Origin of the sequence: Asticcacaulis sp. (genome assembly GCA_024707255.1) — a bacterium.
Taxonomy (GTDB): domain Bacteria; phylum Pseudomonadota; class Alphaproteobacteria; order Caulobacterales; family Caulobacteraceae; genus Asticcacaulis.
This window is the reverse complement of sequence record JANQAC010000002.1, coordinates 32,243-45,000: the sequence shown is the minus strand read 5'-3', so window position 1 is coordinate 45,000 and position 12,758 is coordinate 32,243. Positions and strand designations below refer to the sequence as shown.

Sequence of the window (12,758 nt, the reverse complement as noted above, 5' to 3'; positions counted from 1 at the left end):
GGCGGCCGGCAACGGCGTCGTCGAGAAGGCGGGCTGGGCCGGCGGCTACGGCAAGCAGACGATCATCAAGCACGCCAACGGCTACGAGACCTCCTACAACCACCAGAGCCGCATCGGCGAAGGCATCAAGCCGGGCGTGCGCGTGCGCCAGGGCCAGGTGATCGGCTATGTCGGCGCGACCGGCCTCTCGACCGGCGCGCATCTGCACTACGAGCTGATCGTCAACAACACCAAGGTCGACCCGATGCGCGTGCGCCTGCCGGTCGGCAAGGTGCTGAAGGGCAAGGAACTCGAGGCCTTCAACCGCGAGCGCGCCCGCATCGACGAACTGCTCAAGGAAGAGGACAGCGACGCCCTGAAGGTGGCCAGCGCCAACGCCAAGCTCGGCGGGTAGAGCCGTTCATGGCGGTGGGCCGTTTTCCGCCGAAGCCGCGCGCAGGAACCCCAGCCTCCCCGGGCGCAGGAGCGTCAGGCTGATTCTGATTCGCCGGCCGCGCATGTCCCGGGATGGTCAGCGACGCCGGGATGGCCGAAAGCGCCGACAGCGCCGCCGTCACCCAGGCGACCGCTGGCGAAGGCCGCGTCACTGGCGGCGAGCCTGACGGCATCGACATCGGCGGGAAGGTTCGCCGGTTCGCCGCCGAAGCCCGGCGCGCCGGAAGCCTCGCCCATCGCGGCGGCGTAGACGAAGCGGCGACGCCCCCATCGACGCGACGGCGATCAGTCCGGCGATGCGCGAGACGGCGTTGTTGATTCCCGAGGCGGCGCCCGTCTCCTCGTCCGCCACCGACGTCATCACCGCCGTCGAGAGCGGCGACACGACCAAGGCCCATGCCGATCCCCATCAGCACCATCGCGGAAACACCGCCAGCCAGAACTCGCGGAAGCCGCAGCCCACCGCATCAGGGCAAGCGCGCGGCGAACGCGACGGCGACGACGACGCATCCCGCCGCGATCGGCCCCCGCGCCCTGATCCGGTCGGAGAGCTTGCCGATCGGTCCCGACATCACCGCCATCGCCAGCGACAGCGGCACGAAGATGAGGCCGGCCTCGGCTTCGCTGTGGCCCCAGGCCGCGATCAGCAGCATCGGCAGGTAGAAGAGGATTCCGGCGAGCGCGAAATAGAGGAAGAAGGTCGCCGCGTTGGCGCCGGAGAAAGCGCTAGCGGAACGGAACAGCGAGAGGTCGACCATCGGCTCGCGTTGCCGACGCTCCCAGAACAGAAAGCCGGCAAAGACGAGGATGCCCGTCACGGCGAAACCCAACGGCAGCGCGGCCGGTCTGGCCTCGTCCGACAACGCGGTGAGGCCATAGGCCAGCGCGCCGAGACCTGCGGTCGCGATGGCCGCGCCGCCGAGATCGAGGTCGTGCTTCGCGGCCGGCCTGTCCGCCGGGACCTTGAACAGCAGGAGGTAGATAGCCAGCGCGCCGAGCGGCAGGTTGATGGCGAAGATCAGCCGCCAGACGCCTGCGCCGAAGGTCGAGAGCGCCAGCCCGCCGATGACAGGTCCAAGTGCGGTGGTGAGCGCCGACGAAGCCGCCCAGATGCCGATCGCTCCACCGCGCTCCTTCTTCGGATAGGCCTTTGCGATGATCGGCCAGGCTGCCCGGCACCATGATGGCGGCGCCGACGCCCTGCATGGCCCGCGCGGCGATCAACGAGCCGGGCCCGGGCGCCAGCGCACAGGCAAGCGAGGTGATGACGAAAAGCGCGATGCCGGCGACGAAGGTCCGGCGCAGGCCGAGTTGATCGCCGGCAGCCCCGCCGGCGAGAATCAGTGCGGAGAGCGTCACCATAGGCGTTGGAGATCCACTGCGCGTCAGCGAAACTCGCGCCGATGTCGCTGCGTATCGCGGGAATGGCGATCGAGCACGACCGAGCCGTCGATGAAGCCGAGCGCCGAAGCGAGGATCGCCGCGACGAGCACGAAGCGCCGCTGCGCCGGCGGGCAGAACGTGTCGTTGGAAGCGCCGCCGGCCTGCGGCGCGGCGCTCCGGTCGATTTCAGCGGGCGATCGCATGCCGCAGGAATAAGCGGAATCCCGCGCCGGGCAACGCGCCACGGCGGGGATGATAGGCGGCCAGCGCCGATGCTATTCGACGAACTCGACCACCACCCCGGACGTCACCAGCTTGGCCAGTTCCCGCGCGCATCCCAGTTGGTGAGGCGCACGCAGCCATGGCTCTCGGTCTTGCCGATCTTCGACGGCTCCGGCGTGCCGTGGATGCCGTAGGTCGGCTTGTCGAGCGCGATCCAGACCGAGCCGACGGGCCCGTTCGGCCCGGGCGGAATGGTCAGGACCTCGGAGTTGTCGCCCTGCTTGAAGTTGATCTTCGGGTTGTAGGTGTAGTTCGGGGTCGAGCGCGACGCGGAGACCGAGTGGCTGCCGGTCGGCGACGGCGTGTCGGACGAGCCGATCGTGGCCGGATAGGCGGCGACCAGCTTGCCGCCGGCATCATAGGCGCGGACCTGCTTCTTGCCCTTGTCGGCGACGATGCGCGCGACCGGCGTCGAGACGAGCTGGCCGAAATTGGCGACCCTGATGATGGTGCCGACGGGCGGCTGAAATTGGCCCCGGATTGAGCGCCTTGAGATAGGCCTCGTCCATGTGGAAGCGCTCGGCCAGCATCTCGGTCACCGAGGTGTAGCGCAGGCGTTCGAGCTTGGCCTTCTCGCCATAATCCTCCGGCACCGGAGGCGACGAAGGGACCGGCCGCATCCGCCGGCGTGAGCTGGTAGTCGGCGAAGGCATCGCCGCCGCTGGCCGGCCAGCGCGCTTCCTGATGCCTTCGCGGCGGTCGACTTCAGATTGTCGCCGGTCAGCTCGCGATAGGCGGCGAGCGCCTTGTCGACATTGGAGCCGAAGCGCCCGTCGATGACGCCGGGAGACGCGCCGCGCGGTCGAGCAGGACCTTGCAGCGCCGCGACCTCCGCGCGCGCCGAGCTTCAGCGAAGATCGATGGCGCTCTCGACGATGCGCGGCGTAGCGGGGGCCGGCGCCCGGCGATATCAGGCGCGTCCTGTTCGACGCCGGGACTGTCGAGCGGCCGGCGCCTGATCGGGCCAGGCGCCGGCTCGCGCGCGATGATGTCCGGCTCGCCGCGGGAAGTCGCGCGGCGCGGCGCGTCCGGATATTCCTCCACGCCGTCGGGCAGCCCGGCGGCGCGAATAGTCTTCGTAGTCGTCGACCGGCGGCGCGGGAATGGCTGCCTGCATCCCTCAGCTTCTCGCGGCGCAGGCGCTCCATGTCCTCGGGATCGTCGAGGCAGCGCTCCTGGCTGCATGGCGTCGCGGCGTTCGCGCATCGCCTCGCCAGGGCGCCGTTCGGCGGCGCGGCCGCTCGACGGAAATCACCTGCCCGTATAGGCGTCGACGACGACGCGCTGCTTGAACTCGTCAAGTAGCAGATTTCGACGTCGCCATACTGGGCAAGCCGATGCCTTCGGCGGCCGGATGAACCGGGCGGGCGCGCGCCCTCGCCCGTCGAGCGCGACCGCGCCTGCGCGCCGAAGCCCGAAAGGGCGGCGGCGAACGCCGAAAGCACGATTATCCTGTGCAACGTTCTCACCCCTCTCCGTCCATCATCCGCCGCATACGCCGGCGGGCGCCACTCCCCTACGGCCATGAGACCGCGATGGAAACAACGTCGATCCCGGTTTATTGGTTGCAACATGAACGGGGCATGAAATGGCGTGGGCGTGGCGGCCTCCGGCGCCGGATCAGGCTTCACGGAGCTGATCTCCAGCCCGACGCGCCGCGGCAGCCTGGCCGCCACGAGCCGGTGGCTTTCGGCGAGATAGTCCTTCAGCGCCGCATCGTCCAAGGCCTCGCCATGCGCTGGATCAGCTCATGCCGCGCGAGGCAAGATAGGGCGCCGGCCGGCAGCCCGGCGCTCCTTCAGGAGATCGAAGCTCATTTCGAGCATTTAGAAGGTGACGATCAGCCCCACTCCGTCGTGCCAGCCGCCGATGGCGAAAACCTTGCCGCCGACCTTCCAGACATGCGCGCCGCCCCATTGCACGACAGCGGGGCGGCAGCGAGGCGCACGTAGCGGTTGTATTCCTGTCCGGGTCATCATTCCTTTTCTCGCACACATGGGGGATCGTTGCCACGCCGCGGAATTTCACCGGCCTGGCTGTTTCTTCCTTCGCAGTCCCGGACACGGGAGGCGTCACGACGTGTCGGGGCGGAGCGCGTGGCGGGCCAGCGCGTGGGCGTGCGCCAGCACCTCATCGACGTCGCGGATATTTTTCCGGCGCGGCGCGTCCGGATCGTAGCGCGCGAGACGCCCGCCCGGCGGCCGGCCGCCGCGCAACGGCGCGACGCGGTGGATGCGGGCCGGCGGCAAGCGCCCGGTCGCGCCGCGCCTGCCAGCGCTGGAAGCGGCGGGCGAGCCCCGGCAGATCGTCCAGCGCGCGCGGGAAAGCGCGTCGAGCCGCCGGCCAAGGCGGCCGGCATCGAGCGGATCGTCCGGCAGCGGCGGCCGCCGGGCCGGGATCGCGATGCGCTCGCCGAGGCCGGCCATGCCGATGCGCGGCACGCCGGCGGCGGGCTGCCAGCGGGGGCGGACACGCCAGCGCGGCAGTGGATCGAGCAGCGGGAAGGCGAGCGGGCGCCGCGCGCTCTGGCGGGAACCAGATGGGCGAGAAGGGCCGGGACCGGCGCGCCGGGCCTCGAGCACGATGCCGGTGCCGGCGCCGTGGCGGACGAAGATGGACGACGCCTCGCGCGCCCCAGACTGGATGGATTTCGCCGGGCCGGCCGGGTGGCGGCGCACCGCCGGCGGCGCGGGCAGCCGGCGCGCCAGTGCGATGGCGAGACGCCGGGCCGCCGATTCGGCCGGGCGCAGCAGGCGAAGGATCGCGCGGTGGAGATGGCGCGGCAGCGTCCGTCGAGGCCCGCCTTCGACAGGCTCAGGATCGGCCCGCACCTCGGGATGAGGATTGGCGGTGAGCCCCGCCATGGCGGCGAGCGCGGCCACGATGCGCTTCAGCGCCTCGTGCTGCATCTCGATCGCCGCTGTCCAGTCCATTGCTATTTCCCTTCTTCGTCGGCCCCTGTTGCGCGAGGACGTCGCCCGTCATCCGGTTCATGAACCGGCGCCGGCAGGCAGTGAGGTGGATTATGCGCGAGGCTTTAGAGGTGGGGAGAAGTCGAGAGAAAATTTCGATGGTACAAGAGCTGCGGGAACCAGCCCTCGTATCATAACACGTGTTCGCTGCTCGCCTTTTGGTAGTTGTGGACTTTCTATTCGAGAGAACGCACTTGATAGTCTAGTGGAGCTCCCAAAATTGCTGTCGCATTCACGAGGGCGGGAGAAGTTGGCTCCCAAAAAATAACGGGCCGTTTTTTTGCTTAGCAACGGAGCGCCAATGACGAAGCGTTCCTCATAGCGTTGATAGAGAGTCGAAAAGAACCCGGCTAGATGAAGCCTGCTTACTCTTTCCGGAAAGCCAGAATAAATCTTGCCTGCTTCTATTCCATGAGGCTCAACCATAACCGTCGTCATGGCTTCATAGCGGCTGATCTCATCACGAATTCCACGCCGGCCTGTCATCTCGACAAAGCTGCATGAAATCGAACTATTCCTTCCACCACTCTGCCGTCGTCATCGAAGGCAAGGTCGTTCTTAGACACTTTTTTCCCATAGGCCGCTACGGGGACTTCATCCTCTTCGTCAATATCATTTTCATTCGCAGATTCTGGCGTCTCCGCAGCCGCATTATCAGCGTCCTGGAGATCCGGAGCTTCCGACGCATGTTCCAATGTCCGATTGGCACGCAGAACAACAAAATAACCAACGACCATTGCGGGATAGGTGATGTGCAAATTTGTGCACTCGCCTATTGTCTCCTCCATACGATTGGTAAGATTGCGGAATGCCTTTGTCACGCCTTTGCACGAGACAGCTACTACTGGACCAATGCCAGGTATGCTTGCGACGACGTCGACATTCTTAGTCTTGAGCCCACCTAGGATAGTCTCCTCATTTCCCATGGCCTCGCCGGGAGCATGTTCGAGAACGTAACGTCGCTCCTTCCTCTACCCTTAGATACGATCTTGAATGGTGGTCGCGGGGTGATCCAATCAGGATCAAATCCTCCTTCGACCACCAATCGGGACGCCACGTACCAGTGTAATGGCTGGATATGGCCGGCGGATTCCGTCTTACCAGTGTGGGTCGCGAAAGCCTTGAAGGCATCCGCCTCCAGAATCCATTGGCATTTCGGAGCGGACGCCTTACGGGCCATGGTGTCTCCACGTTCTAAGCGTGTCAGTCCCCTCTGCGAATAGTACGGGCGAGAACTGACGACCGTCCGCAGGCAGGATAATCTGTGCCGCTTCACGTGGCTCAAGTTTCGGCATGCCGCCGCCTAGAGGATGGCCCTCGATTTCGGCGCTGAATTGCACAACATTAGAATCCCATCGCTCCAAGTAGCGTGCAGCCAACTTGGACTTGAGACGCACAGCATGAACCGAGTTCGCACGCGCAGCCAGCATCATTGCGTACAAAAGGCTGGGTTGCCATCCTGCCATATATGAAAGGAAGTAGTCGGGGATGGTAACATCAGGCACCGAGAACCAAGGGTCGCGTGTACGGCATTTGTAGGCGGTACTGGCCTGCTTCGCGGCATCAGTCGCCAGATAGCGCCGAACACTCAATGGAAGGTCGAGACTCTGGGCACACGCAGCAAAAGTGATCGGATCGTCGTTGTCCAGCCATATTCGCGACAATTGTCTTGGTTACCGTGCTCTGGCGAAGGACCCGGCCGTTACGAACTGTTGCGAGAAGAAATGCTGGTGATACCCCATTCCTCCGCCTCGCTTTTCCTAAGATGAAAAGAAGTCGTTAGCGCCACTGACATAGCCGATTCCGACTGAAGCCACATCTCCGAGCCGGCGCGTATCGTTGTGGGATCCAATCCCCAAGTAGGTTTCACGGACTTCATCCCTCAGCAAAAAAGGGCGGAGCCTCCCCTTTCCAAAGCGTGCGGAGCTCCTTGACCGAGATGTATCTCGTTACGCGGGAGGTTTAGGGCTTCGGCACAAATCGATCGGAGATCGTAAAGCGAATACTGGTTGTCTTGCTCCCGAAATTTTCTGCGTAGAGTAGCCAACAGTCTTCGGACAATGTGGAAAAATCTTCTCTCTAATAGCGACAACGTGGACGATACCGAAATGATCGACAAGATAGTCAAGCAAAGGCCTAGCATAGGGCGCATGGCCAATTTCCGCCGGCACTACAAAAGCCATTCTACCGCCAAGTTTCAGTAGGCTTGCTGCTGCCACGAGAAATGGAGCCCACGACGATGCGAGGCCGGAAAACTCTGCACCTAAGCGGCGACACAAAGTTGCCGCTCTTGCACGCGCGTCGCCACTGAAAGACTGATACCTAATGAAGGGTGGATTACCAGCCGCACAATCGAACCGCTCTTCAGTCTCAGCAGCCCAAGCGCAAGAAGTCACCCTCGTGGATCAACGCCCAAGGTACGTTCCATAGCTTTGTGTGCGGAGTAGGCGTCCTGTTCGATGCCTACAGAATTCCGATGTCCGGCTATAAATTGGCCGTCACCGCATGACGGATCGAGAAGACGATCATTGTCGCTGTGGATCGCCCAATTGAGCAACCCAGATGTAACATCGTTAGGGGTGAAGTATGCTCCTGAGAGCTTTTGGCGTGTGCGGATATTGGGCATGACCACTCACGGCTGACAAAGAGGGTTGAACCGACTCGCTGAGATAAGTCAACTTGGAATGTTGCCTGCAGGATCGGAACAAATCAAGTACAAACTCAGCCTAAGCCGCATCTGTGCGCAAAAATGCCCCCGCCTTGCGATGGGACATTTGGTGTTCTCGGATAGGCTCAACTCCTCACCCTGATTGCCAACGGCGTCGCTCGGTGGGCACCGATACCCCACCCGGCCGGCTGAGGCCGGCCGACCTCCCCTCTCCTTCGACAAGCTCAGGATGAGGAGGTGGTTGGCGCTGGCGGCGCTTTGCCGGCGGCGGTGGCAAGGGCATGGCGCGGACGTTGAGGCGCGGCAAAGCTTGCCTTCCGTGAAAACTAGCAGATGGTGATGGAGTAGGTCTCGTTCGCCTGAGCTCGGCGGCTCCTGAGCGGAGGCGCCGCTCGCGTGGGTGGCCGATGTCTTTGTTGCTTGGACCAGTTCTTGCCGGGAGGGACGGCGATGACGAGGATCGGGTTGCATGGGGCCGGGGGCAGATGGGGCTCATGCTCGTCAGGGCGATAACGCAAAGCGATACGTGCAGGCTTGCGGCGCAACCCTGTTGCGGTTGACCCCAGCAGGCCTCCTGCGGCGGGACCCACTATCCAGGCCCTGTGACGTCGCTTGCCGCTCAGCAGGATTGGCTTGGCCGGGGCGTCGAGAAGCACCTCCTCTCCGTCTCGCTCCTTCGGACCGAGCCACCTCCCTGCCCGGGGAGAGGATACGCCAATCGCTCGGGCGACGCGCCACGCTCCGGCGCGCGCCGGTGCGACGCCGCGCGGTAGCCTCCGGCACTGATGGGCTCTCCCCTGCCCGGGGAGAGGATACGCCAATCGCCATGGGGGCGGCGCGCTTCGGCGCGTGGCGGGGCGGCGCCGGGCGGTAGCCCTTCGGGGCCGGATGGGCTAGCCTGCGCGGGGGGGTACCGGGGGTATCGGGGACATGACGACGCTCGAACGTGACGGGACGAAGCTCGCCTGCTTCGACGGCGGAGGCGGCGGGGAGGCTGTCGTGCTGGTGCACGGCTGGTGCTGCGACCGCAGCTTCTTCGCGCCGCAGGCCGAGCATCTTGCGAAAGCCGGCCGCCGGGTGGTTGCGCCCGACCTGCGCGGCCATACGGCGAGAGCGATGCGCCCGACGTCGCCTACACGATCGGCCTTTTCGCCGACGACGTCGCCCGGCGTGCATCGAAAGGCTCGGCCGAGGAAACCGGTCATCGTCGGGCACAGCATGGGCGGCATCGTCGCCTTCGACCTCGCCGCGCGCTATCCCGACATGCCGGGCGCGATTGTCATGCTGGATTCCTCCGTCGCGCGGTCGCAGGCGGCGAGGACGGCGGCGGGCGGCCTGTGCAAGCGGCTCGCCGGGCCGGATCGCGTAGAGGTGATGCGCGACTATGTCAGCACGACGCTTTTCATTCCGACCGACGACCCGGTGCGCAAGGAGCGCCTGCTCGAGCGCATGTGTTCGGCGCCGGCGCATGTCGTCGTGTCCGCGATGGAGGGGTTTAATTTTAAGGATGGTGGGGCCGAAATATAAGGGACTGGAGGGCACTAATTGCCATTCCCCCCCCTCAGGACGAGCCGGTTCCGCGCTCCGACATAAATTTCTTGGCGGTGATGCGCGACCTGCTGCCCGGGCTCGCCTATAGGCGTGCGCTCCGCCCATTTCTCCAGCTCAAGGTACCCGACATGCGAACCCGATCCGGACCAGTTAACCCCCTCTAACCTCCCGAAGCCCGGCTTGCCCAGATCGCCGGAACCCCGACAGCGGCACCCCCCCACCCGCTGCCCCCCCCCCCCTCCCCAAAAAGGGGAGCCACCCCCCCGCCCCTCCCCTCGTCCGCCACACCACAGCCTTCATCCCCCAAAAAAACACACCCGCACACCCAGGTGATCTTCACCCTTACCGTCGAGGATGTCGCCGCCGAGGATCTTTTTCGGCGAGCGGGTCCTGCAGCTCCTTCTGCATGACGCGCTTCAGCGGGCGCGCGCCGTAGGCCGGGTCGTAGCCCTTGGCTTCGCCAGCCAGTCGATCGCGCCGCGAGGTCGAGGTCGAGCGCGATCTTGCGCTCGGCCAGCAGCTTCTCCAGCCGCTTCAGCTGGATCTCGACGATCTTGCCCATGTCCTGCCGGCGCAGCCGGTGGAACAGGATGATCTCGTCGACGCGGTTCAGGAACTCCGGCCGGAACGAGGCGCGCACGACGTCCATCACGTCGCCGCGCACCGCGTCGGCGTCCTCGCCCTCCGTCAGGTTGACCAGATACTCCGAGCCGAGGTTCGAGGTCATGACGATCAGCGTGTTGCGGAAGTCGACCGTGCGGCCCTGGCCGTCGGTCAGGCGGCCGTCGTCGAGCACCTGCAGGAGCACGTTGAACACATCGGGATGCGCCTTCTCGATCTCGTCGAACAGCACGACCTGATAGGGCCGGCGCCGCACCGCCTCGGTCAGCGCGCCGCCCTCCTCGTAGCCGACATAGCCGGGAGGCGCGCCGATCAGGCGGGCGACCGAGTGCTTCTCCATGAACTCGCTCATGTCGATGCGCACCATCGCGTGCTCGTCGTCGAACAGGAACGCGGCGAGCGCCTTGGTGAGCTCGGTCTTGCCGACGCCGGTGGGGCCGAGGAACATGAACGAGCCGATCGGCCGGTTGGGATCCTGCAGCCCGGCGCGCGCGCGCCGCACGGCCTTGGAGACGGCCTGCACCGCCTCGCCCTGGCCGACGACGCGCTTGGCGATCTCGTCTTCCATGCGCAGCAGCTTGTCGCGCTCGCCTTCGAGCATCTTGTCGACCGGAATGCCGGTCCAGCGCGACACGACATGCGCGACATGGTCGGGCGTGACCACCGTCTCCTCGACCATGCCGCCCTTGCCGTCCTGCGCCTCGGCGCTCCGTCAGCTTCTTCTCCAGCTCGGGGATGCTGCCATAGGCAAGCTCGCCGGCCGCTGGAACTCGCCCTTGCGCTGGGCGATGGCCAGCTCGTTGCGCGCCTCGTCGAGCTGCTTCTTGAGGTCGGCGGCCAGCCGAGCTTCTGCTTCTCGGCCTGCCACTTGGCGGTCAGCGCGTCGGACTCCTCCTCGAGGCCGGCGAGCTCCTTCTCGAGCCTGGCGAGCCGATCCTTCGAGGCCTCGTCCTTCTCCACCTTCAGCGCCTCGCGCCTCGATCTTGAGCTGCATGATCCGGCGGTCGACCTCGTCCAGCGCCTCGGGCTTGGAATCGACCTGCATCCGCAGCCGCGAGGCCGCCTCGTCGACCAGGTCGATCGCCTTGTCGGGCAGGAAGCGGTCGGTGATGTAGCGGTTCGACAGCGTCGCCGCCGAGACCAGCGCCGAATCGGAGATGCGCACCTTGTGGTGCTGCTCGTACTTCTCCTTCAGGCCGCGCAGGATCGAGATCGTGTCCTCGACCGTCGGCTCCTCGACGAAGACCGGCTGGAAGCGGCGGGCAAGGGCCGCGTCCTTCTCGATATGCTTGCGGTACTCGTCCAGCGTGGTGGCGCCGACGCAGTGCAGCTCGCCGCGCGCCAGCGCCGGCTTCAGCAGGTTGGAGGCGTCCATCGCGCCGTCCGCCTTGCCGGCGCCGACCAGCGTGTGCATCTCGTCGATGAACAGGATGATGCCGCCGGCGGCCGCGGTGACTTCGGAGAGCACGGCCTTCAGCCGCTCCTCGAACTCGCCGCGATATTTCGCGCCGGCGATCAGCGCGCCCATGTCGAGCGCCATCAGCTGCTTGTCCTTGAGCGATTCGGGCACGTCGCCGTTGACGATGCGCAGCGCCAGGCCTTCGGCGATGGCCGTCTTGCCGACGCCGGGCTCGCCGATCAGCACCGGATTGTTCTTGGTGCGGCGCGACAGCACCTGGATGGTGCGGCGGATCTCGTCGTCGCGGCCGATGACCGGATCGAGCTTGCCGGCGCGGGCGTCGGCGGTGAGGTCGCGCGCGTATTTCTTCAGCGCGTCATAGCCCTGCTCGGCGGAAGCCGGTGTCGGCGGTGCGGCCCTTGCGCAGGTCGTTGATGGCGGCTGGTTGAGCGCCTGCGGCGTGACGCCGGCCTTGGCCAGGATGTCGGCGGTCTTCGCCGACTTCTCCATGGCGAGCGCCTGCAGCAGGCGCTCGACCGTGACGAACGAATCGCCGGCCTTCTTCGCCAGCTCCTCGGCGGTGGAAAGGACCTTGGCGAGCGGCTGCGCCAGGTAGAGCTGGCCGTTGCCGCCCTCGACCTTGCGGCAGCGCGTTCGAGCGCGGCCTCGACGCCGAGCTGCGCGCGCCTTCGGCGTCGCCGCCGGCGCGCGAGATCAGCGAGGCCGCGAGGCCTTCCTCGTCGTCGATCAGGACCTTCAGAAGATGTTCGGGGGTGAACTGCTGGTGGTTGCGGGAGAGCGCCATGGTCTGCGCCGACTGAATGAACCCGCGCACCCGCTCGGAATTTTTCAAGATATCCATATCGTGTCTCCAATCCGTCAGCGGCCCGCTTGGCGGCACCGGTCAGGCAAAGTTGACGGACCCGCTCATTAGGAGCCAGGCCCATTGAGCCTGATATGGATACTCGCCCGATTTCGGGCAAGACGCATTGATGCCGGTCAAAAACAAAAAAGCGGCGGGGATCTTTCGACCCCCGCCGCCTCGAACCATCCATAAACCGTGTGGATTTCTCTGGTTGTCGGCGTCGACCAGCGCGGCGTCGCCGTCTTTCTGGGCGTCGTCGGCGGGCTCCTGCGGCGCTGGCTCCTTCGACGAAACAGGCGCGCCGCGCGACGAGTGGCAACAAGCCCGTCCGCAGCCGGCTCATCGTCACTGTCGCTCACCTCGGGGCGGGCACGCTCGCCGCGACGCGGACGCCGGTTGCGGCGCCCCTCGCGGGCCTCGCCGCCATGGCCGTTGCCGTTGAAGGGGCGTTCGCGGGCGGGATTGCCCTCGACTGCTTCGGGGTTGAGCGCGACCTCGGCCGGCATGCCGTCGATCACCGGCTGCGGCTCCGAACCGGGCGCGGCCTGCTGCGGCTGTGCATATTCGTCGTTGCCGTTCTGG

At 65.8% G+C, this 12,758-nt stretch carries 10 protein-coding genes and 3 pseudogenes (1 of these 13 cut by a window edge); 2 read left to right on the top strand and 11 right to left on the bottom strand.

The features are described 5' to 3' along the window. On the top strand, positions 1 to 394 hold the 3' portion of the coding sequence (locus NVV72_11575; GenBank protein MCR6659939.1) for a M23 family metallopeptidase. 185 nt of this gene lie to the left of the window's left edge; only the last 394 of its 579 coding nucleotides appear in the window; its start codon lies off the left edge, out of view; its stop codon occupies positions 392 to 394. A 508-nt stretch (positions 395 to 902) separates the two neighbouring features. Here NVV72_11575 and NVV72_11570 read toward each other — a convergent pair. From NVV72_11570 to NVV72_11545, 6 genes are all read right to left on the bottom strand, one after another. Further along, positions 903 to 1,592, bottom strand: a complete 690-nt coding sequence (locus NVV72_11570; GenBank protein MCR6659938.1) for an MFS transporter — start codon at positions 1,590 to 1,592, stop codon at positions 903 to 905. A gap of 228 nt (positions 1,593 to 1,820) precedes the next feature. Continuing rightward, a complete protein-coding gene (locus NVV72_11565; protein ID MCR6659937.1) occupies positions 1,821 to 2,021 on the bottom strand; it encodes a hypothetical protein in 201 nt (66 codons plus the stop codon). Between the two features lie 435 nt (positions 2,022 to 2,456). Beyond that, the gene (locus tag NVV72_11560; GenBank protein ID MCR6659936.1) at positions 2,457 to 2,753 is read right to left on the bottom strand and encodes a hypothetical protein; all 297 of its coding nucleotides are present in this window, start codon (positions 2,751 to 2,753) and stop codon (positions 2,457 to 2,459) included. Between the two features lie 1,173 nt (positions 2,754 to 3,926). Next, entirely contained in the window at positions 3,927 to 4,076 is a 150-nt protein-coding gene (locus NVV72_11555; protein ID MCR6659935.1) for a hypothetical protein, read from the bottom strand. Between the two features lie 96 nt (positions 4,077 to 4,172). Next, the gene (locus tag NVV72_11550) at positions 4,173 to 5,033 is read right to left on the bottom strand and encodes a hypothetical protein (GenBank protein MCR6659934.1); all 861 of its coding nucleotides are present in this window, start codon (positions 5,031 to 5,033) and stop codon (positions 4,173 to 4,175) included. 521 nt (positions 5,034 to 5,554) lie between these two features. Continuing rightward, positions 5,555 to 5,893 carry a hypothetical protein gene (locus tag NVV72_11545; GenBank protein MCR6659933.1) on the bottom strand — a complete coding sequence of 113 codons (339 nt, stop codon included), beginning with the start codon at positions 5,891 to 5,893 and terminating at the stop codon, positions 5,555 to 5,557. 2,777 nt (positions 5,894 to 8,670) lie between these two features. Between NVV72_11545 and NVV72_11540 the strand changes: the two genes are divergently transcribed. Beyond that, complete coding sequence (locus NVV72_11540; protein ID MCR6659932.1) at positions 8,671 to 9,267, top strand: alpha/beta hydrolase; 597 nt, start codon at positions 8,671 to 8,673, stop codon at positions 9,265 to 9,267. A gap of 366 nt (positions 9,268 to 9,633) precedes the next feature. Here NVV72_11540 and NVV72_11535 read toward each other — a convergent pair whose 3' ends face one another. From NVV72_11535 to NVV72_11515, 5 genes and pseudogenes are all read right to left on the bottom strand, one after another. Then, on the bottom strand, positions 9,634 to 9,711 hold the full coding sequence (locus NVV72_11535; protein ID MCR6659931.1) for a hypothetical protein: 78 nt from the start codon (positions 9,709 to 9,711) through the stop codon (positions 9,634 to 9,636). A 232-nt stretch (positions 9,712 to 9,943) separates the two neighbouring features. Further along, a pseudogene (locus tag NVV72_11530) lies at positions 9,944 to 10,360 on the bottom strand (AAA family ATPase). A gap of 528 nt (positions 10,361 to 10,888) precedes the next feature. Beyond that, positions 10,889 to 11,836 (bottom strand): annotated as a pseudogene (locus tag NVV72_11525) (AAA family ATPase). A 211-nt stretch (positions 11,837 to 12,047) separates the two neighbouring features. Beyond that, positions 12,048 to 12,116, bottom strand: a pseudogene (locus tag NVV72_11520) (hypothetical protein). Between the two features lie 194 nt (positions 12,117 to 12,310). Beyond that, positions 12,311 to 12,694, bottom strand: coding sequence for a hypothetical protein (locus NVV72_11515; protein ID MCR6659930.1), 384 nt, complete (start codon positions 12,692 to 12,694; stop codon positions 12,311 to 12,313). Between the last annotated feature and the right edge of the window lie 64 nt (positions 12,695 to 12,758).

What these genes read in the sequence shown, in the direction of transcription:
- NVV72_11540 (MCR6659932.1), top strand. Translation starts at nt 8,671, where the DNA reads ATGACGACGCTCGAACGTGACGGGACGAAGCTCGCCTGCTTCGACGGC.
- NVV72_11565 (MCR6659937.1), bottom strand. Translation starts at nt 2,021, where the DNA reads ATGCGATCGCCCGCTGAAATCGACCGGAGCGCCGCGCCGCAGGCCGGC.
- NVV72_11560 (MCR6659936.1), bottom strand. Translation starts at nt 2,753, where the DNA reads ATGCCTTCGCCGACTACCAGCTCACGCCGGCGGATGCGGCCGGTCCCT.
- NVV72_11555 (MCR6659935.1), bottom strand. Translation starts at nt 4,076, where the DNA reads ATGACCCGGACAGGAATACAACCGCTACGTGCGCCTCGCTGCCGCCCC.
- NVV72_11550 (MCR6659934.1), bottom strand. Translation starts at nt 5,033, where the DNA reads ATGGACTGGACAGCGGCGATCGAGATGCAGCACGAGGCGCTGAAGCGC.